This is a genomic window from Modestobacter italicus, from assembly GCF_019799965.1.
In the GTDB taxonomy this organism is placed as follows: Bacteria; Actinomycetota; Actinomycetes; order Mycobacteriales; family Geodermatophilaceae; genus Modestobacter; species Modestobacter italicus_A.
Map to the genome: position 1 here is coordinate 357988 of NZ_JABGCJ010000004.1, position 17661 is coordinate 375648.

Annotated in this window: 19 protein-coding genes; 5 read left to right on the forward strand and 14 right to left on the reverse strand. The window is 74.7% G+C overall.

Features of this window, described 5'->3' with window-relative positions; translation table 11 throughout:
* Positions 1-175 precede the first annotated feature (175 nt).
* Positions 176-1393 carry an MFS transporter gene (locus HLA93_RS12310; protein WP_308128087.1) on the reverse strand — a complete coding sequence of 406 codons (1218 nt, stop codon included), beginning with the start codon at positions 1391-1393 and terminating at the stop codon, positions 176-178.
* 101 nt (positions 1394-1494) lie between these two features.
* Between HLA93_RS12310 and HLA93_RS12315 the strand changes: the two genes are divergently transcribed.
* Positions 1495-2289 carry a hypothetical protein gene (locus HLA93_RS12315; RefSeq protein ID WP_222194661.1) on the forward strand — a complete coding sequence of 265 codons (795 nt, stop codon included), beginning with the start codon at positions 1495-1497 and terminating at the stop codon, positions 2287-2289.
* Between the two features lie 6 nt (positions 2290-2295).
* On the opposite strand, the gene HLA93_RS12320 is transcribed toward HLA93_RS12315, so the two are convergent.
* Positions 2296-3171 (reverse strand): ABC transporter permease, encoded by an 876-nt coding sequence (locus HLA93_RS12320; RefSeq protein WP_222194662.1) that lies wholly within the window; start codon positions 3169-3171, stop codon positions 2296-2298.
* Positions 3168-4157 carry an ATP-binding cassette domain-containing protein gene (locus tag HLA93_RS12325; protein ID WP_222194663.1) on the reverse strand — a complete coding sequence of 330 codons (990 nt, stop codon included), beginning with the start codon at positions 4155-4157 and terminating at the stop codon, positions 3168-3170. Before HLA93_RS12325 ends, HLA93_RS12320 begins: the two co-directional genes overlap by 4 nt.
* A gap of 38 nt (positions 4158-4195) precedes the next feature.
* Here HLA93_RS12325 and HLA93_RS12330 point away from each other — a divergent pair, with 38 nt between their 5' ends.
* Positions 4196-4858, forward strand: coding sequence for a TetR/AcrR family transcriptional regulator C-terminal domain-containing protein (locus tag HLA93_RS12330; protein WP_222194664.1), 663 nt, complete (start codon positions 4196-4198; stop codon positions 4856-4858).
* Positions 4859-4878: 20 nt separating this feature from the next.
* Here the strand turns inward: HLA93_RS12330 and HLA93_RS12335 are convergent, their stop codons facing one another.
* The 4 genes from HLA93_RS12335 to HLA93_RS12350 are packed head-to-tail and all read right to left on the reverse strand — an operon-like array spanning position 4879 to position 9826.
* Positions 4879-6183 (reverse strand): multidrug effflux MFS transporter, encoded by a 1305-nt coding sequence (locus tag HLA93_RS12335; RefSeq protein WP_222194665.1) that lies wholly within the window; start codon positions 6181-6183, stop codon positions 4879-4881.
* Positions 6184-6228: 45 nt separating this feature from the next.
* Entirely contained in the window at positions 6229-7788 is a 1560-nt protein-coding gene (mftF, locus tag HLA93_RS12340; RefSeq protein WP_222194666.1) for a mycofactocin biosynthesis glycosyltransferase MftF, read from the reverse strand.
* Positions 7785-8351, reverse strand: coding sequence for a cysteine hydrolase family protein (locus HLA93_RS12345; protein ID WP_308128088.1), 567 nt, complete (start codon positions 8349-8351; stop codon positions 7785-7787). Before HLA93_RS12345 ends, mftF begins: the two co-directional genes overlap by 4 nt.
* Positions 8348-9826: a purine-cytosine permease family protein gene (locus HLA93_RS12350; protein ID WP_222194667.1), complete on the reverse strand. Its 1479-nt coding sequence runs from the start codon at positions 9824-9826 to the stop codon at positions 8348-8350. The genes HLA93_RS12345 and HLA93_RS12350 overlap by 4 nt, the downstream gene beginning before the upstream one ends.
* A gap of 136 nt (positions 9827-9962) precedes the next feature.
* Here HLA93_RS12350 and HLA93_RS12355 point away from each other — a divergent pair, with 136 nt between their 5' ends.
* A complete protein-coding gene (locus tag HLA93_RS12355; protein ID WP_222194668.1) occupies positions 9963-10289 on the forward strand; it encodes a PadR family transcriptional regulator in 327 nt (108 codons plus the stop codon).
* On the forward strand, positions 10286-11278 hold the full coding sequence (locus tag HLA93_RS12360; protein WP_222194669.1) for a hypothetical protein: 993 nt from the start codon (positions 10286-10288) through the stop codon (positions 11276-11278). Before HLA93_RS12355 ends, HLA93_RS12360 begins: the two co-directional genes overlap by 4 nt.
* A gap of 71 nt (positions 11279-11349) precedes the next feature.
* On the opposite strand, the gene HLA93_RS12365 is transcribed toward HLA93_RS12360, so the two are convergent.
* Positions 11350-11601, reverse strand: a complete 252-nt coding sequence (locus HLA93_RS12365; protein ID WP_222194670.1) for a type B 50S ribosomal protein L31 — start codon at positions 11599-11601, stop codon at positions 11350-11352.
* A 178-nt stretch (positions 11602-11779) separates the two neighbouring features.
* Between HLA93_RS12365 and HLA93_RS12370 the strand changes: the two genes are divergently transcribed.
* On the forward strand, positions 11780-12781 hold the full coding sequence (locus HLA93_RS12370) for an ABC transporter substrate-binding protein (protein WP_222194671.1): 1002 nt from the start codon (positions 11780-11782) through the stop codon (positions 12779-12781).
* Positions 12782-12836: 55 nt separating this feature from the next.
* Here the strand turns inward: HLA93_RS12370 and mftE are convergent, their stop codons facing one another.
* The 6 genes from mftE to mftA form a co-directional block, all read right to left on the reverse strand.
* Positions 12837-13532 carry a mycofactocin biosynthesis peptidyl-dipeptidase MftE gene (gene mftE, locus HLA93_RS12375; protein ID WP_308128089.1) on the reverse strand — a complete coding sequence of 232 codons (696 nt, stop codon included), beginning with the start codon at positions 13530-13532 and terminating at the stop codon, positions 12837-12839.
* Between the two features lie 71 nt (positions 13533-13603).
* Positions 13604-14296, reverse strand: coding sequence for a potassium channel family protein (locus HLA93_RS12380; protein WP_246626415.1), 693 nt, complete (start codon positions 14294-14296; stop codon positions 13604-13606).
* Positions 14289-15692, reverse strand: a complete 1404-nt coding sequence (locus tag HLA93_RS12385) for a TrkH family potassium uptake protein (RefSeq protein WP_222194673.1) — start codon at positions 15690-15692, stop codon at positions 14289-14291. The genes HLA93_RS12380 and HLA93_RS12385 overlap by 8 nt, the downstream gene beginning before the upstream one ends.
* 250 nt (positions 15693-15942) lie before the next feature.
* Positions 15943-17178 (reverse strand): mycofactocin radical SAM maturase, encoded by a 1236-nt coding sequence (gene mftC / locus HLA93_RS12390; RefSeq protein WP_222194674.1) that lies wholly within the window; start codon positions 17176-17178, stop codon positions 15943-15945.
* The gene (gene mftB, locus HLA93_RS12395; RefSeq protein ID WP_222194675.1) at positions 17175-17480 is read right to left on the reverse strand and encodes a mycofactocin biosynthesis chaperone MftB; all 306 of its coding nucleotides are present in this window, start codon (positions 17478-17480) and stop codon (positions 17175-17177) included. The genes mftC and mftB overlap by 4 nt, the downstream gene beginning before the upstream one ends.
* 8 nt (positions 17481-17488) lie before the next feature.
* On the reverse strand, positions 17489-17602 hold the full coding sequence (gene mftA / locus HLA93_RS22045) for a mycofactocin precursor MftA (protein ID WP_222194676.1): 114 nt from the start codon (positions 17600-17602) through the stop codon (positions 17489-17491).
* Between the last annotated feature and the right edge of the window lie 59 nt (positions 17603-17661).

Sequence of the window (17661 nt, forward strand, 5' to 3'; positions counted from 1 at the left end):
CACTCTGCACGCCATACCGAGCCGGACGGCGGCCCCGACGACGGCCGAGGGCCGGGGACGCGACGGCGTCCCCGGCCCTCGTCGTGCCCGCGCGCAGGTCAGGGGTCTGCACACCAGGCCACCGCAACGGACGACGTCGGCGCGACCGCCGGTGCCCGTCCGCGGTGCGGTCGGGTCAGGCGGCGGCGAGCTCCCGCCGGCGCAGCACGGCGGAGGCCAGCAGGAAGCCCAGCCCCAGCACCGCCAGGCCCACGCCGACCGCGCTGGGGGCCCGGTAGCCGTAGCCGGCCGCGATGACCAGGCCGCCCAGCCAGGCGCCGAGGGCATTGGCCGCGTTCAGCGCCGAGTGGTTGAGCGCGGCGCCCAGCATCTGCGCGTCGCCGGCGACCTCCATCAGCCGCAGCTGGAGCAGCACGACCATGGTGGAGGCCGCCGCCGCGATGGTGAACACCGTGGCGGTCAGCGTGAACGCGTTGCCGGCGGCGACGACCATGACGGCCAGCAGCACGCCGGTGGCGAGGGTGGCCCCGACCAGGGAACGGAACAGCGCCCGGTCGGCGAGCTTGCCGCCCAGCACCGTCCCGAGCACGCCGCCGACGCCGAAGGCCAGCAGCACCACCGGCACGAAGCTCGCCGGTCGCCCGGCGACCTCGGTGACGATCGGCGCGATGTAGCTGTACATGGCGAACATGCCACCGAAGCCCACGGTGGCCACCCCGAGGGTCAGGATGACCTGCGGCCGCTTGAGCGCACCCAGCTCGGACCGGATGCTCGCCTCCGACCGCCCCGGCACCGACGGGACGACGGTGAGCACGGCCAGCACCGTCAGCGCCCCGATCAGCACCACGGCCCAGTACGCCGACCGCCAGCCCAGGTGCTGGCCCAGCCAGGTGCCGGCCGGCACCCCGGCGACGTTGGCCACGGCCAGGCCCAGCATCACCGAGCTGACCGCCCGGCCGCGCAGGTGCGCCGGCACCAGGGAGGCGGCGATCAGCGAGGCCACCCCGAAGTAGGCGCCGTGCGGCAGGCCGGCCACGAACCGGGCGGCCACCAGGCTGCCGTAGCCGGAGGCCAGTGCGCTCAGTGCGTTGCCGACCACGAACGCCGTCATCAGCGCCATGGCCAGCGCCCGGCGGGGCAGCCGGGCGCCGAGCGAGGCGATCACCGGGGCGCCGACCACGACCCCGAGCGCGTAGGCGGAGATCAGGTGCCCGGCGGAGGGGATGCTGGCGTCGATGCCCGCAGCGATGTCGGGCAGCAGGCCCATGGTCACGAACTCGGTGGTGCCGATGGCGAAGCCCCCGAGGCCGAGCGCCACCGTCGCCAGCACCGCGGTCCGGGCGGAGGGGAGGGGCGGGGCCTGCGTCGTTCCGACGGCGGGGGGTGCGCTCACAGCTGGGGCCAAGACCGTGCCCGCGCGCGGCATTCCCGCGTTCGCGCCCCCTTCGGGCGTTTCGGCACAAGTACCGGGGCCTGGCTGCCGATGGTCAACCGATGACCGTCACGCGGGCCGCCACGGCCGACCAGCGACGACGCCCGGCGGGGAGCCGTCCCGCCGGGCCGCGGCGCGCCCCGGCCCGCCGCCGGCGCGACCACACGCGCTGGCTGGTCCCGCTGCTCGCGGCCACCGTCGGCGCGGTCGTACTGGCCCCGCAGGTGACCCCCGCGCTGGTCGACCTCACCGCGTCGACCGAGACCGTCGCCCCGGCCCCGGAACCCGGGACGCCGGCCGAAGCGACCCCGACCCCGACGCCGGCACCGGTGCTGGCCCAGGCGCAGGGCGTCGACACGCTGGACGACGTCGCGGAGTCCCGCGCCTCGGCGGCCTCTCGCGCCTCGGTCGCGGCCGAGGGCGGCCTGGCCGTCCCGCAGCCGCCCCGCCCCGGGCGGATCACGATCATGCCGAACGCCGCCGTCGGCCGGGCGCCGGAGTACGAGCGACGGCCGGACCCCTGCGGCGGGGCCGGCACCACACCCCGCCGGATCGTCCCCGGCGTCGTGCCCGGCCCGGGCTCGGCCACGCTGGACTGGATGTCCGACCCGCGGCCCGAGGTGCTCGGCTACCGCGTGCAGGCGGTCAGCCAGCGGCTGGTCGGCGGTGTGCAGCCGCCGCCGGTCGTGCAGGCAGTCGCCCAGGTCGAGGGCTGCGTGCCGATGGCCGTGACGATCGCCGGCCTGACCCCCGGCGTCCCCTACGTCTTCTGGTTTGAGGAGCAGGTGACCAGCGCCAGCACCGGGGTGACCCGGATGGTGCAGGTCGGCACCACCGAGGCCGTCGTGATCGACTGACAGTGCTCACTCGGTGCTGGCGAACAGCCGGGCGGCGAGGCCGACGAGGCCTGCCGTGATCACCGCGACGGTGAGCAGCTGGACCCCCACCGGCACCTCCCAGCCGGCCCAGGTGAGCGCCGGCAGCAGCCGCGCCTGCTCGGCCGCGCTCAGGTCCAGGTGCTGCAGCACCAGGTGCCGCATCGGCTGGACGACGTAGGTGAGCGGGTTGAGCCGGGTGACGACGCTGAGCCAGACCGGCAGGCCCCCCAGCGGGAAGAGCGACCCGGACAGGAACATCATCGGCGTGATCAGCAGCTGCAGCATGGGCATCGCGCCCTGGATCGTCGTGATCCGGGTGGAGAGCAGCACGCCCAGCGCGGTCAGGAACAGCGAGCCGAGGAACAGGCAGCCGGTCAGCTGGAGCAGGAGCACCGGGTCGTAGGGGATGCCGACCGTGCCGACCAGCGCCAGCAGCACCAGGCTCTGGCCGGTGGCCACGATGGCCCCGCCCAGGCACTTGCCGCAGATGATCGAGGCCCGGGAGATCGGCGCGACCATCATCTCGCGGAGGAAGCCGAACTCCCGGTCCCAGACCAGGGACACCCCGGCGAAGGCGGCGGTGAACAGCACCGAGGTGGCCAGCACGCCGGGGAAGAGGAAGGTCTGGAAGCTCAGGTCGCCGCCGGTGTCGACGATGGTGCCCAGCCCGACGCCCATCACGAAGATGAACAGCAGCGGCTGCAGCAGCATCGAGGCCATCCGGGCGCGGTCGCTTCGGAAGCGCAGCAGCTCCCGCCGGGTGACCACCCAGGTCGCCCGGGCCTGGTGGGCCAGGTCGCTGCGCACCTCGCCGAGCGGCTCGGGTCCGGAGGTGCGGGTCGCCGCCTGGTCGGTGCTCATCGGGTCATCACCCTCCCGGCGCCCGCCCGGGCACCCTCGGAGTCGCGGATCGTCCGGCCGGTGTAGGTCAGGAAGACGTCGTCCAGGCTCGGCCGAGTCACGGTCACCGAGCGGATGTGCACGTCGAGCTCGGTGAACAGCCGCGGGACGACCGAGGCGCCGTCGGGGACGGCGAGGGTCACCTGGCCCTCGTGGACGCCGGCCTCGACGCCCAGCCGCTCGCGGATCCGGGCGATGGCGAGCTCGTCGTCGTCGGTGCGCAGCGCGATCCGGTCGGTGCCGATGCCGGACTTCAGCGCCTCCGGCGTGCCCTCCACCACGATCTCGCCGTGGTCCATGATCCCGATCCGGTCGCAGTGCTCCGCCTCGTCCATGTAGTGCGTGGTGACGAACACGGTGATCTCGGTGCGCCGTCGGAGGTCGTGCAGGTAGTCCCAGATGGCGGCGCGGGTCTGCGGGTCCAGCCCGATCGTCGGCTCGTCGAGGAAGAGCACCTTCGGGGCGTGTACCAGGCCGCGGGCGATCTCCAGCCGCCGTTTCATGCCGCCGGAGAACCTCAGCACGGTGTCCGCGCGCCGGTCGGCGAGGGCGACCATCTCCAGCACCTCGCCGATCCGCCTGTCGGCCTCGGCGCGCGGCAGCCCGTACAGGTCGGCGTGGAACCGCAGGTTCTGCTCCGCGGTGAGCTGCTGGTCCAGGGTCTGCTGCTGGAAGACCAACCCGATCCGCCGGCGCACCTCGGTGCGCTCCCGGACGACGTCGAAGCCGGCGACCCGGGCGGTGCCCGACGTCGGGTTCCGGATCGTGCACAGCATCTCGATGGTGGTGGACTTCCCCGCCCCGTTGGGCCCGAGGAAGCCGTAGGTCTGCCCGGCCTCGACCCGCAGGTCGATGCCCCGGACCGCCTCGACGGGGGCATCGCCGCCGGGGTAGCTCTTCGTCAGCCCGACGACCTCGATCGCGGGCTCTCTAACACCGTCAGACACGGCGGGAAGCGTTCTCTCACACCGTTAGAGTGTCAAGCGTGATCCCCGAGCGCCCCGGCGTCACCCGCGCCGCCGTGGTGACCGCGGCCCTGGAGCTGCTCGCCGAGGGCGGCCTCGAGGCGGTGTCCTTCCGCCGGATCGCCGGGAGGCTCGGGGTCTCCGCGCCGACGCTCTACTGGCACGTGGAGAGCAAGCGGCAGCTGATGGACCTGATGGCCGACGAGCTGGCCGGCCGCGCCCGCCGCGGGCCACTGGAGCCCGCGCCCGGTGAGCCCTGGTGGTCCTGGTTGCGCACCCACGCGCAGCAGATGTTCGACGCCCTGGTCGAGGTCCGGGACGCGCCCCGCGTGCTGGCCGGGAACCGCCCGGTCCCGGAGTCGTTCCCCGCCGTCGAAGGCACCCTGGGCGTGCTGGTGGACGCCGGCCTGACCCCGGGGGACGCCCAGCAGGCGCTGTTCGCGATCGGCGCCTACGTGATCGGCAGCGCCACCGAGTGGCAGGCCGAGGCCGAGCGGGCCGCCACCCGGCCGCTGCCGGACCCGGACGACTCCGAGCTGGACGCCGGCCGGGCGGAGGTGCTGGCCGAGCAGCCGCTGCTGCTGGCGGCGATGAGGGAGATCCTCCACCGCCCGCACACGGCGGCCTTCGAGTTCGGACTGGACCTGCTCATCGACGGACTGCGGGCCCGGGTCACCCGCTGACCGGACCCAGCCCGCCGAGGTCAGTGCGCGGGGACCGGGGCGTCCGTGGTGTCGACGTCGGTCAGCTGCCAGGGCCGGACGACGGTGACCAGCACGACGATCGCCAGCCCCAGCGACCCGACGATCACGATGCCCATCGCCACGGCGTCGTTGCCGAGCAGGCCGACCAGCGGCGAGACGGCCGCGCCGACGCCGAACTGGACCGCGCCGAGCAGCGCCGCCGCGGTGCCGGCGGACTCGCCGTGCCGGGACAGCGCCAGGGCCGGGGCGTTCGGCAGCGCCAGGCCGCAGGCGAAGAGCACCGCCCACAGCGGGATCGCCACCGCGAACAGCCCACCGGTGCCGGTGGCGGCCAGCGCCAGCAGGACCAGGCCGGCGAGCGCTCCGGCGACGGTGCCGGCGACCAGCACCTGCGCCGGGGAGAACCGGCGCAGCAGCACCGGGTTGAGCTGGGTGGCCGCGATCAGCCAGAAGGCACCGGCGCCGAAGAGCAGTCCGAACTGCTGCTCGTCCAGGCCGAACTGGTCCTGGTAGACGAAGGAGGAGCCGGAGACGTAGGCGAACAGGCCGGCCATGGTCAGCCCGGCGACCAGCACCAGCCCGACGTAGGCACGGTCACCGAACAGCGACCGGTAGCTGCGCAGCGTGCCGGCGACCCCCGCGGTGCTGCGCCGCTCGGGCGGCAGGGTCTCGCGGATCAGGAAGAAGCCGATGACCAGCAGCGCCAGCCCGTAGAGCGCGAGGATCACGAACACCCCGCGCCAGGAGGTGAAGCGGAGCACCTCGCCGCCGATGGTCGGCGCGAGCACCGGTGCCGCGCCGAGCACCAGGAACAGCCGGGAGAGCATGGTGGCGGCCGCGCGGCCGTCGAACAGGTCGCGGACGACGGCGATGGCGATCACCGCGCCGGCGGCGGTGCCCACGCCCTGCAGCACCCGCAGCGCACCCAGGACGGCGATGTTCGGCGCGAGCAGCACCAGCAGCGACGCGACGACGTGCACCGCGGTACCGGCCAGCAGCGGGCGACGGCGGCCGAACCGGTCGGACAGCGGGCCGAGCACCAGCTGGCCCAGCGCCAGGCCGATGAGCGTGCCGGTGAGCGTGAGCTGCACCGCCGCGGACGTCGTCTCCAGCTCGGTGGCGATCGTCGGCAGGGCCGGCAGGTACATGTCGATGGTGAGCGGCCCGAGCGCGACGAAGGCACCCAGGGTCAGCGCGAGTCGCGCGGTGCGCGGCTTCTCGATCGTCGGGTCCGGGAGCTGGGCACCGGTCGGCGTCGCTGGGACGGGAGCTGATCTCGTCGTGCGGTCCTGCGTGGCGGTCATCGGGTCCCCCTGGTCGGTGCTGTGCTCACGCAGGACCCACGCTGGTCACGTTCGCAGTACGCGGGTGAGAAGGCTGCACGGTGCAACTGCATTCCGCCGACGGCGAAGTTCACCCCACCGTTGCCGCGCCGTTGCCCGCAGCCGGGGCGGCGGGGGGCCGACCGGCTCCGGTGCGGCAGGGAGCAGCGCCCGCACCGAGCGCGCCCGCAGCGCACCGGCCCACAGCCCGGCGCCGTAGCCGAGGTCCTCCAGCCGGCGCCCGGCGGCGAAGGCGGCGAGGTCGATCTCCCGGCGGTGCGGCCACCAGGCCAGGACGGCGTCCCCGGCGGCGACCGCTGCGACGGTCCACCGCGCCCGGCGGGAGACCACCGCCGCAGCCAGGGCCAGCGGCCAGTGGTGCCGGGTGACCGTGCGGGCCAGCGCGCGCCCGGAGGACGCCGTCCCCCGCACGACCAGCGTCGCCGCCCAGCCGATCGGGGGCCGCTGCCCGGGGGCGGCGACCCGCTGGGCCAGCAGCACGCTCGCCCGGCCCAGCACGCCGACCGCACCGACGACGCCGAGCCGGCCGCCGAGCACCGGCAGCGCCCACGCGGCCAGCGACCACGGCGAGATGACCAGCGGGGCGACCAGCGGGCCGTGCCGCTGGGCGAGCAGCGCCGCTCCGGTGCCGTAGAACGCCCGCCGCCGCAGCCAGTCGCCCAGGGCGACCCGGTGGTCGTGCGCCACCCGGGCGGCCGGCTCGTAGCGCACCCGCCACCCGGCGCCGGTCAGCCGCCAGACCAGGTCGACGTCCTCGGCGACCGGCATGCCCTCGTCGAAGCCGGTGCCCAGCGCCGCCCGGCGGGCCAGCAGCGCCGCGCTGGGCACGTAGGAGACGGCGGTGCCCGGCGCCACCCGCGCCGCCGCCGGCCCCATGTCCAGTGCGCTGGTCAGCGCCTCGTAACGGGCCACCCAGCCGGGCTGCGCCGGCTCCAGCGCGGTGCCCTCGCGCGCCGGGTCCAGCGCGGTGATCCGCGGCGCGACCAGCGCCAGCCGCGGGTCGGCCAGGTGCCCGGCGAGGACGGCCAGCCACCCGGGTTCCGGCACGCAGTCGGAGTCGACGAACGCGACCAGCGGGGTGCCGGCCGCCCGGAGCCCGGCGTTGCGGGCAGCTGCCGGGCCGCGGGCGGTGTCGTGCCGGACCACCCGGGCGTCGCCGGCCGCGGCGACGACCCCGGACGGTTCCGCGGAACCGTCGTCGACCACCACGACCGGGCGGCCGGCGGTGCCCGGGTCGGCGCGCAGCGCGGCGAGCAGCCGGGCGAGCCCGTCGGTGCGGTCCCGCACCGGGACGACGACGGTCACGTCCGGCCGGGGCACCGGGCGCACCTCGGGGTCGGCGACCCCGGCGTCCAGCAGCCGCGCTGCGAGCGCGGCGGACCGGCCGTCGGTGACCACCAGCCGGTCGCCGGCCAGCAGCTCACGGGCGGCCGGGGCGAGCCGCAGCAGCCGGGCCGGGGAGCCGCCGAGCAGCGCCGTCCCGCCGTCCCGCCACTGCACGCCCGGGGCCAGCCGGACGGCGGACCCGTCGGGCAGCCGGTCGCCGGGCGGCGCGGGCAGGCTCATCGGCCGGCGAGGACCGCGTCGGTGGTGGTGAGCGTGATCAGCGGCGCGTACAGCGCCATCGCGGCCAGTGCCCGCTCGTGGTCGGCGTCGGAGGCCCCGGCGCAGGCGTCGGTGACCACGTGCACCGGCACCCCGGCGTCCGCGGCCGGCAGGGCGGTGGAGAGCACGCAGCAGTCGGTGGAGACGCCGGCGAGCACCAGCGGCCCCTCCCCGACCAGGGCGGCGAGCTCCGGGCCCCACTTGCCGAACGTGGTCGCGGTCAGCACCGGGGCCTGGCCCGGGTCGTCGACCAGCGTGTACAGCGGGGCGTCCGGGGAGGTGAGGGCGAACGGGAACTCGGCGTAGTAGGGCGCCCACGCCCCGGCCGGCTCGGCCGGCGCGACGAACCGGGTGTGCACCACCCGCCCGGCGAAGGCCGCCGTGAGCCGGCGGATCGCCGGGTGCACCTCGGCGAACCGCGGAGCACCCCAGGGCGAACCGCGGTCGGCGAAGACGTGCTGCACGTCGACCACCACCAGGACGCCGCCGGTCACCGGTGCCTCGGTCACACGCCCCTCGGTCACCGGGCCTCCTGCTGCCGGACCGCCCCGCGCCGCAGCAGGATCGTGCCGGCGAAGCCGACGGCCAGCGCGACCAGGACGCCGAGGTTGGCGAAGGCCCAGTCGCCGTCCTTGCCGCCCAGGCCCAGCGGGCCGAGCAGGTAGCCCTGCCACTGCAGCCACCCGGCGTAGGTGTTGGTGACCAGCCCCCAGCCGAGCACCGTGCCGGCGGCCAGCAGCGCCAGCGGGACCGCCGGGACGGCGCCGTACCGCCCGCTCGGGTCGTAGAGCGCGGCCTCGTCGTAGTCGCGACGGCGCAGCAGCAGGTCGGCCAGGACGATGCCGCACCAGGCGGCGACCGGCACCCCGAGGGTGATCAGGAAGCCCTGGAACTGGGTGAAGAAGTCGCCCTCGGCGAGGAAGACCACCCAGACGGTGCCGAGCACCATGAGGGCGCCGTCGATCGAGGCGGCGACCGGGCGCCGGATGCGGACCCCGGCGGCGAGCAGGGCCAGGCCGGAGGAGTAGATGTCCAGCAGCGCGCCGCCGATCAGGCCGAGCACGGCGACGACGGCGAAGGGCACCAGGAACCAGGTGGGCAGCAGGGTGGCCAGCGCCCCGATCGGGTCACCGCCGATCGCCCCGGCCAGCTCCGGCGAGGAGCCGGCCAGCAGCAGCCCGACCACCAGCAGCACCGCCGGGGCGAGCGCGGAGCCGAACGTCGTCCAGCCGACGACGCCGCGGGTGGCGGCGGTGCGCGGCAGGTAGCGGGAGTAGTCGGCGGCGGCGTTGACCCAGCCGAAGCCGTAGCCGGTCATCACGAACACGAGCGCCCCGATGAACGCGGCGGTCGACCCGGACGGGACGTCGCTGACCGCGGACCAGTCGATCTCGTCGGCGACCAGCAGCAGGTAGACCACGGTGAGCACCCCGGTGACCACGGTGATCACCGCCTGCATGCGCATGATCAGGTCGAACCCGAGGACTCCCCCGGCGACGACCAGCGCGGCCACCACCACCAGCGCGACCAGCTGGGTGGCCGTGCCACCGCCCCAGCCCAGCTCGGTGAAGACCGTCGCGGTGGCCAGGGTGGCCAGCGAGCAGAGCACCGTCTCCCAGCCGACGGTCAGCACCCAGGACAGGACGGCGGGCACCCGGCCGCCGGTGACCCCGAACGCCGAGCGGCTGAGCACCAGGGTGGGCGCCGAGCCGCGCTTGCCGGCGATGGCGACCAGGCCGCAGAGGGCGAAACTGGCCACGATGCCGACCAGGCCGGCGACGACCGCCTGCCGGAACGAGATGCCGAAGCTGAGCACGAAGGCGCCGTAGGCCAGGCCCAGCACGCTGACGTTGGCGCCGAACCAGGGCCAGAAGAGCTGCCGGGGCGTGCCCTTGCGCTCTTCCTCGGCGATCACGTTGATGCCGTTGGTCTCCACCGCCACCCGCGGGGTGGGGGCCACCACCGGCACGCCCGTCTCCCCCGCCGCCTGGTGCGCCATCGGTGCTCCGTCCTCGCCGGCGGGGTGCTGGCGCCCCGCTCCCGGGCGGGACCCTAACCGCGTCCACCGACACCACCCTCGCGCTCCGCGACCCGATGCATCGACATCCGATGCATCGAGCCGCTAGCGTCCCGGCATGGACGCCCGCCCGCTCACCGAACCGACGTTCCTCGTGCTCGCCGCGCTCGCCGACCGCCCCCGGCACGGCTACGGGGTGATCGGCGAGGTCGAGGAGCTGTCCGGCGGCCGGGTCACGCTGCGGGTGGGCACCCTCTACGGCGTCCTCGACCGGCTGGTCGCCGAGGGGCGGGTCGAACCCGACCGCGAGGAGGTGCACGCCGGCCGGGTGCGCCGCTACCACCGGCTCACCGCGGCCGGCCGGCAGGCACTGGAAGCCGAGCTGGCCCGACAGGAGTCCAACGCCCGCGCCGTCCGGGCCCGGCTCGCGGTGCGGCCGGCATGAGCCCGCTGGAGCAGCGTTACCGGCGGCTGCTGACCTGGCTGCCCGAGCCGGCCCGCTCCCGGTGGGCCGACGACATGACCGAGACCTGGCTCGAGGCCACGACCGCCGACGACCCGGAGTACGCCGAGTTCGGCAGCCCGTCGCTCGCCGACCGGCTCGACGTCGCCCGGCTGGCGCTGCGGCTGCGACTGGGGGCACCGGGCGCGTCGGTGCGGGCGGTGGCGACCGGCCGGACGGTGCGGCTGGTGGCGGTGGCCGGCACGGTGGCGCTGGCGTCGATGGCCCTGATGGGGCTGGTGACGACCGCGTGGCTGCACGGCGTGCTGCCGCTGGTCGACGCCCCCGACCTCGGCCCCGTGCGCTGGGGGCCCTGGGACGCCGTGGGCGCGGTCAGCAGCGGGCTCACCGTGGCCCTGGGCGTCTGCGCGCTGCGCGGGCTGGCGGCCACCCGCCCGCTGGCCCTGGCGGTGCTGGTCGCCCTGCTCGTCGAGGTGGCGATGGGGGTGGGCGGACCAGGGCTGCTCATGAGCCTGCCGACCCAGCTGACCGTCGCCGTGCCGCTGGTCGCCGCCGTCCTCGCCCCGACCGGCCCACCGGTGCGCCGCCCGTGGTGGCCCGTCTGGCTCGGCCTGCTGGTCGTCGCACCGTGGGCGGTCGGCGCCCTGCTGCTGACGCTCTTCCCCGCCGATCCGCCCGGCGGGCTGCTCCCACTGAGCGACCCGTTCGTCCAGTTGGGGATCGCACTGGTGGCCACCGCCGGGGTGCTGCTCGTCCGCCGGCGGCCGGAGCGGGGGGCCGCCGAGCTGGCCACCGCCGTCCTGGGCGTGGCCCTGCTGCCTGCCCTGGTGAGCCGGCTGCCGTACGACACCCCCGCCGGCTACACCCCGACCGTGCTGGCGGCCACCCTCGGCGTGCTGCTGTCGGCGGCGGCCACCGGGGCGGTGGGCATGCGCGCGCTGCGCACCCTGCCCGCCGACGTCCCGGCCTGACCGCACCCGCAGACGCCGACGCCGCCGGGCCCACGCGGGGCCCGGCGGCGTCGATCAGGTGGTGCAGGCGCTCAGCCGCGGGTGCGGGCGCCGTAGCGCTGGTTGAACTTCTCGACCCGGCCGGCGGTGTCCAGCACGCGCTGGTTGCCGGTCCAGAACGGGTGGGAGGACGCGCTGATCTCGACCGGGACCACGGGCAGCGTCTCGCCGTCCAGCTCGATCGTCCGGGTCGTCTCGACCGTCGAGCGGGTCCGGAAGGTCTCGCCCGTCGAGGTGTCCTGGAACACGACGGTGCGGTACTCGGGGTGGATGCCGTTTCGCATGGTGGTCTCCTCGGTCTGCGCGGGACGTCCACCCCCGGTGGGGCGGGCTGATCGCGACTGTCCTGGTCAACCGCCGTGGGTCATCACCTGTTCCCCGCGCACCCCGGCCGGACGGTGACCGGACCGTGACCTCCTTGTGGTTAGGTCAGGCTCACCTCACCACCTCGAAGGAGCTCGCATGTCCCGCCTCCCCCTCCGCGGTGCCGCCCTCGTGGCGACCGCACTCGTCGTCACCAGCTGCGGCGGCACCGACGCCAGCGACGACACCGGCGCCGAGGGCGGTGGCAGCACCAGCAGCTCCTCGGGCGCCTTCCCGGTCACCGTCAGCACCGCCTTCGGCGATGTCGAGGTCCCCGAGGAGCCGACCCGCGTGGTCGCCCTCGGCTGGGGCGACGCGGAGATCGCGCTCGCGCTGGGCGTGCAGCCGGTCGGCGCCAGCGACTGGCTCGGCTTCGGCGGCGAGGGCGTCGGCCCGTGGGCCGAGGGCGAGTACGACGAGGCCCCGGAGATCATCGAGACGCTGGAGCCCAGCATCGAGGCGATCGCGGCGCTGGACCCCGACCTGATCCTGGACACCAAGTCCCCGGCGACCCAGGAGCGGTACGACGCGCTGAGCGACATCGCCCCGACGATCAGCCAGCCCGAGGACACCGACCCCTACGTCGTCTCCCTCGACCAGCAGCTCGACCTGATCGGCCAGGCCCTGGCCAAGACCGAGGAGGCCGAGGCGATCGAGGACGAGATCGACCAGGCGTTCGCCGACGCGGCCGAGGCGCACCCGGAGTTCGACGGCACCGAGGTCGCCGTCGCCGCCTACACCTCCGACGGGTTCGGCGCCTACGTGCGCGGCGACTCCCGGGTGGACTTCATGGAGCAGCTCGGGTTCACCAACGCCCCGGCGATCCAGGACCTGGCCGGCGAGAGCTTCTACGTCTCGGTCAGCGAGGAGCAGCTGCCGCTGCTGGACGCCGACCTGACCGTCGCCTTCCCGATCTTCGTCGAGGCCAGTGAGATCACCGGCAACCCGCTGTGGCAGGCGATCCCGTCGGTGCAGGCCGGCAACGCGGTGGTGCTGGACGACGAGACGCTGACCAGCGCCTTCTCGATCGGCACCCCGCAGGGCATCCAGTACGCCCTCGACAACGCCGTCCCGCTGTTCGCCGACGCGCTGGCGGACTGAGTACCCGCACTCCCCGCACGACCGCACCACCGGCGCCGCCGGGTGCGCACCTGGGTCAGCCCAGGAGCCGCCCGGCGGCGTCGGCGTCCCAGCCCCGGACGGCGGCGACCAGCCGGCCGACCAGGGCGGCGAGCATCGCCGACCCCTCCGCCGCCGAGGCGCCCGACGGGTCGCCGAGCACGCCGAGCGGGCTGACCGCGCGCACCCCCTCGGCCCGCAGCCGGGGCAGCAGCTCGGCGATCGGCGTGGTCTCCCCCGCCTCGGCCAGCTCCGCGCGCACCGCAGCAGGTTCCACGTGCAACACCAGTGACGTCTCGGTCCGCCCGGCGTGCGCGTCGCCGCCGGGGACGCCGCAGGGGAACCAGGCGACGTCCCGCCCCTCCTGCCGGAGCCGGGGGACGGCGGTGCGCAGCGCCTCGAGGTTGCCGCCGTGCCCGTTGACCACCAGCAGCCGGCCCGCCCAGCGGCCCACCGAGCGCCCGTACTCGACCAGCAGCGCGGCGAGCGCCTCGGTGCCGATCGAGATGGTGCCGGGGAAGTCCTCGTGCTCACCGCTGGCGCCGTAGGCCAGCGCCGGCGCGAGCACCGCGTCGTCCAGCTCGGGGACGGCCGCCTCGGCCACGGCCTGCGCGATCACCGTGTCGGTGGTCAGCGGCAGGTGCCGGCCGTGCTGCTCCACCGACCCCAGGGCGACGACGACCAGCGGCGACCGCCCGTCCAGGTCCGGCCAGGTGGCCTGCTGCAACCTCACGACCGTGGACCCTGTCAGACGGGGTGTCACCGTCGACGAGGCCGACCCGGCCATCCCCATCGGAGCTGAGGTCAGTGGAGGCGGCTGAAGCGTTCGGCGAGCTTGGTGCGGCCGGCGACCAGGATCATGTCGTCGGCCTCGACGACGGTGTCCGCGGTGGCGTAGCTGAAGCCCTCGCCGCGGCGGTGCACGGCCACGATGGTCACCCCGTACCTGGTGCGCACCCCGGTGTCGCCCAGCCGGCGGCCCAGGATCTCCGTCGGAGGCCGGGTCTTGACCATGGCGAAGTCGTCCTCGAACTGGATGTAGTCCAGCACCGTCCCGCGCACCAGGTGGGCCACCCGGCGTCCCATGTCGTGCTCGGGGAAGACGACGTGGCCGACGCCGAGCTGCTGGAGGATGCGGCCGTGCGGCTCGCTGAGCGCCTTGGCCCACACGTTGCGGATCTCGAAGTTGAGCAGCAGCGAGGTGGTCAGGATGCTCGCCTCCACGTTGGTCCCGATCCCCACGACGGCGAAGTCGAAGTCGGGCACCGAGAGCTGGCGCAGCACCTCCTCCTTCGTGCTGTCGGCCCGTACGACCTGGGTCAGCCGTCCGTTGAGGCCCTGGACGATGTCCGGGTCGTCGTCGATGCCCAGCACCTCGGTGCCCGCGGCCATCAGCTCCAGGGCCAGCGCCGAGCCGAACCGGCCGAGGCCGATCACGACCACGGCGTTGGAGTCGGCGCGTTCCTGCGGGCGGTGGCGGGTCAGCCAGTCAGCCAATGACGGGTCGCTCCTTCGGCAGTTCGTACAGCTGGGTGTGCTGCCGCAGCGCGAGCGCCGAGGCCAGCGTGATGGGGCCGAGCCGGCCGATGAACATGAGCGCCACCAACAGCAGCTGGCCGGCCACCGGCAGGTCGGCGGTGATGCCGGTGGACAGGCCGACGGTGGCGAAGGCGGAGACCACCTCGAACAGCACCTGGTCGAGCGTGAACGGGGTGATCACCAGCAGCACGATCGTCGGCCCCATCACCGCGGCCAGCGACAGCAGGGCCACCGTCGTCGCCTGCCGGTGCACCGACCGCGGGAGCCGCTTGCCGAAGACGTTGACGGCGCCCTCGCCGCGCACCTCGGTGTAGATGATGAAGAACAGCACCAGGAACGTGGTGACCTTGATGCCGCCCGCCGTCCCGGCCGGCCCGCCGCCGATGAACATCAGCAGGTCCATGCCCAGCCAGCTGGCCGGCTCCATCGCGGCGATGTCGAGGTTGTTGAAGCCGGCGGTGCGCGGCATGACCGCGGCGGTGAACCCGGCGAGCAGCTTGCCCGGCACGCTGAGCGGGCCGAGCGTGTCCGGGTTGCGCCACTCCAGCGCGGTGAGGAACACCGTGCCGAGCAGCAGCAGCGCCGCGGTCCCGGCCAGCACCAGCCGGGTGTTCATCGTCCAGGTGCGTGGGGTGCGGAACTCGCGCCGCAGCTGCAGCAGCACCGGGAACCCGAGTCCGCCGGCGATCACCGCGCCCACGATGGGCAGGCAGATCCACGGGTCGGTGACGAAGGACATCAGGCTGTCGCTGTAGAGCGCGAAGCCGGCGTTGTTGAACGCCGACACCGAGTGGAAGACGCCCAGCCACAGCGCCCGGGGCAGCGGCTCGTCGTAGCCGAGGGCGAAGCGCGCGGTCAGCAGCACGGCGACCACCGACTCGAACAGCAGGCTGGCCTTGGCGACCCCGATCAGCAGCTGCCGGATGTCACCGACCCCGAGGCTCTTGGTCTCCGCCGCGGCGTTCAGCCGGGCGCGCAGCCCGAGGCGGCGGGCCAGCAGCAGCGCCAGCACCGAGGCCAGGGTCATGATCCCGAAGCCACCCACCTGGATGAGCCCGAGGATGACCGCCTGCCCGAACCCGCTCCAGTAGGTCGGGGTGTCCACGGTGATCAGCCCGGTCACGCAGACCGACGAGGTGGCGGTGAACAGCGCCTCCATGAACCCGGCGCGCGCCGGGCCGGCGGTCGCTCCCGGCAGGGAGAGCAGCCCGGTGCCGACGGCCACCGCCGCGGCGAAGGCGGCGACCACCGCCTGCGCGGGGTGCCGGAACCGCACGTGCAGTCCGCGCAGCCGGCGGCTGCCGGCCGTGTCGCTGGACGGGCGCGACCGGGTGCTCCCACCGCTCCGCGCCACGCCGGAACCCTAGGTCAGCGGGGAGCCGGCCGCCGGGACGACCGGGGACCGACGCGCAGCGGGCTCACAGCCGACACCCGGACGACGTCCAGGAGGGCGGCCGACAGTGGGTGACCCGACCACCTGTGGAGGTGCCCGATGCTCACCGTCGCCGTGCTCGTCGTCTTCTTCGCCCTGCTCGCCTTCGCCGACCTGCTGCCCGGCCAGGCCGCCGCCCCCGGCCTGGTCGCCCCGCTCCGCTGACCGCCGGTCAGGCCATCCCGGCCAGCGGCGACTCGTTGCAGGGCCGGGTGGGCGGTGCGGCCGGCGGCCCAGCCGGGATCGACGGCATCCCGAGCAGGGTGGGCTGACCGCGGACCGGGCCGGTGTGCGAGTGGTCCAGGTGGCTCTTCGGCGTGACCGTCGCTGCGTCGCGGGCGGCCAGCGCCGCCTCCCCGTACCCCTGCACGCACTCGGGGTCGGGGCCGTCCAGCGGCAGGCCGGTGAAGAACTTTGCCGCCATGCACCCGCCCCGGCAGGCGTCGAAGTGCGCGCACTTCGTGCAGGCCCCGCCGGTCTGCGGGCTGCGCAGGTCGGCGAACAGCTCCGAGTGCTGCCACACCTGCTGGAACCCACCGGGTGAGCGGACGTTGCCGGCCAGGAACTGCTCGTGGATGGCGAACGGGCAGGCGTACACGTCGCCGACCGGGTCGATCAGGCAGACCACCCGCCCGGCGCCGCACAGGTTCAGCCCGGGCAGCGCCTCACCGAACGCGGACAGGTGGAAGAACGAGTCGCCGGTGAGCACCTGCTCGCCGTTGGCCAGCAGCCAGGAGTAGAGGTCGCGCTGCTGGGCCATCGTGGGGTGCAGCTGGTCCCAGACGTCGGCACCCCGGCCGGACGGTCGCAGCCGGGTGATCCGCAGCTGGGCGCCGTAGCGGTCGGTGAGCTCCTTGAACTCGTCGAGCTGGCCGGCGTTCTCCCGGGTGACGACGACCGAGACCTTGAAGTCGCGCATCCCGGCCTCGGCCAGGTTCTCCAGCGCCCGGGTCGCGGTGGCGAACGAGCCGGCCCCGCGCACCCGGTCGTTGACCTCGGCCGTGGCGCCGTCCAGGGAGATCTGCACGTCGACGTAGTCGGTGCGGGCCAGCTGCTGGGCCCGGGCCCGGTCCAGCTTGACGCCGTTGGTGGAGAACTTGACCCCGACGTCGTGGCCGACGGCGTAGTCGAGCAGGTGCCAGAAGTCGGGCCGCACGGTCGGCTCGCCGCCGCCGACGTTGACGTAGAAGACCTGCATCCGCTGCAGCTCGTCGATCACCGCCTCGGCCTCGGCGGTGCTCAGCTCGCGGGGGTCCCGCCGTCCGGAGGAGGACAGGCAGTGCACGCACGCCAGGTTGCAGGCGTAGGTGAGCTCCCAGGTCAGGCAGATCGGGGCGTCCAGCCCGTACTCGAACTGGTCGATGAGCCGCCCGCCCGTGGGGCGGGGAGAAGGCAGGACGGCGGTCACGCGGGCTCCTCGGTGCGGCATTCGAGCATCTGCGAACGCGCCAGGTCGGCCAGCGCGCGGACATAGGCGGGGCGCTGGGCCTCGGGGACGCCGCACGCCACGAGGGTGGCGGTCGCCGTCGGGTGGTCGGCCAGGGCGGTGACGACCTCGACCAGCAGCTGGGACTTCAGGAAGGACAGCTTCCGGGTGCCGAAGTGGTAGACCAGCGCACCGAAGGGCTCCGGCCGCAGCGCCACCGACCGGGCACGCCGCCAGGGCCGCTCCGGGTCGAACAGCGCGGCCGCCGGCGCGGTCGAGGTCATCGTCGAACTCAGTAGACGCCGCACATGCCGTCGATGGAGACCTCCTCGACGAGGGACTCCTCAACGAGCTCGTCCTCCACGATCGTCGGGGTCTGCGTCTCGTCCTGCGTCGTCTCGGCCACGCTGCCTCCGGGTGAGCTGGGTCACGGGTGGGACGACGCCGACCGTAGTGACACCGAGT

Coding starts and splice junctions, on each gene's coding strand:
- HLA93_RS12315 (WP_222194661.1), top strand. CDS start 1,495: ATGACCGTCACGCGGGCCGCCACGGCCGACCAGCGACGACGCCCGGCG.
- mftF (WP_222194666.1), bottom strand. CDS start 7,788: ATGAGCCTGCCCGCGCCGCCCGGCGACCGGCTGCCCGACGGGTCCGCC.
- mftB (WP_222194675.1), bottom strand. CDS start 17,480: ATGACCTCGACCGCGCCGGCGGCCGCGCTGTTCGACCCGGAGCGGCCC.
- HLA93_RS12355 (WP_222194668.1), top strand. CDS start 9,963: ATGGACGCCCGCCCGCTCACCGAACCGACGTTCCTCGTGCTCGCCGCG.
- HLA93_RS12365 (WP_222194670.1), bottom strand. CDS start 11,601: ATGCGAAACGGCATCCACCCCGAGTACCGCACCGTCGTGTTCCAGGAC.
- HLA93_RS12360 (WP_222194669.1), top strand. CDS start 10,286: ATGAGCCCGCTGGAGCAGCGTTACCGGCGGCTGCTGACCTGGCTGCCC.
- HLA93_RS12320 (WP_222194662.1), bottom strand. CDS start 3,171: ATGAGCACCGACCAGGCGGCGACCCGCACCTCCGGACCCGAGCCGCTC.
- HLA93_RS12335 (WP_222194665.1), bottom strand. CDS start 6,183: ATGACCGCCACGCAGGACCGCACGACGAGATCAGCTCCCGTCCCAGCG.
- HLA93_RS12350 (WP_222194667.1), bottom strand. CDS start 9,826: ATGGCGCACCAGGCGGCGGGGGAGACGGGCGTGCCGGTGGTGGCCCCC.
- HLA93_RS12370 (WP_222194671.1), top strand. CDS start 11,780: ATGTCCCGCCTCCCCCTCCGCGGTGCCGCCCTCGTGGCGACCGCACTC.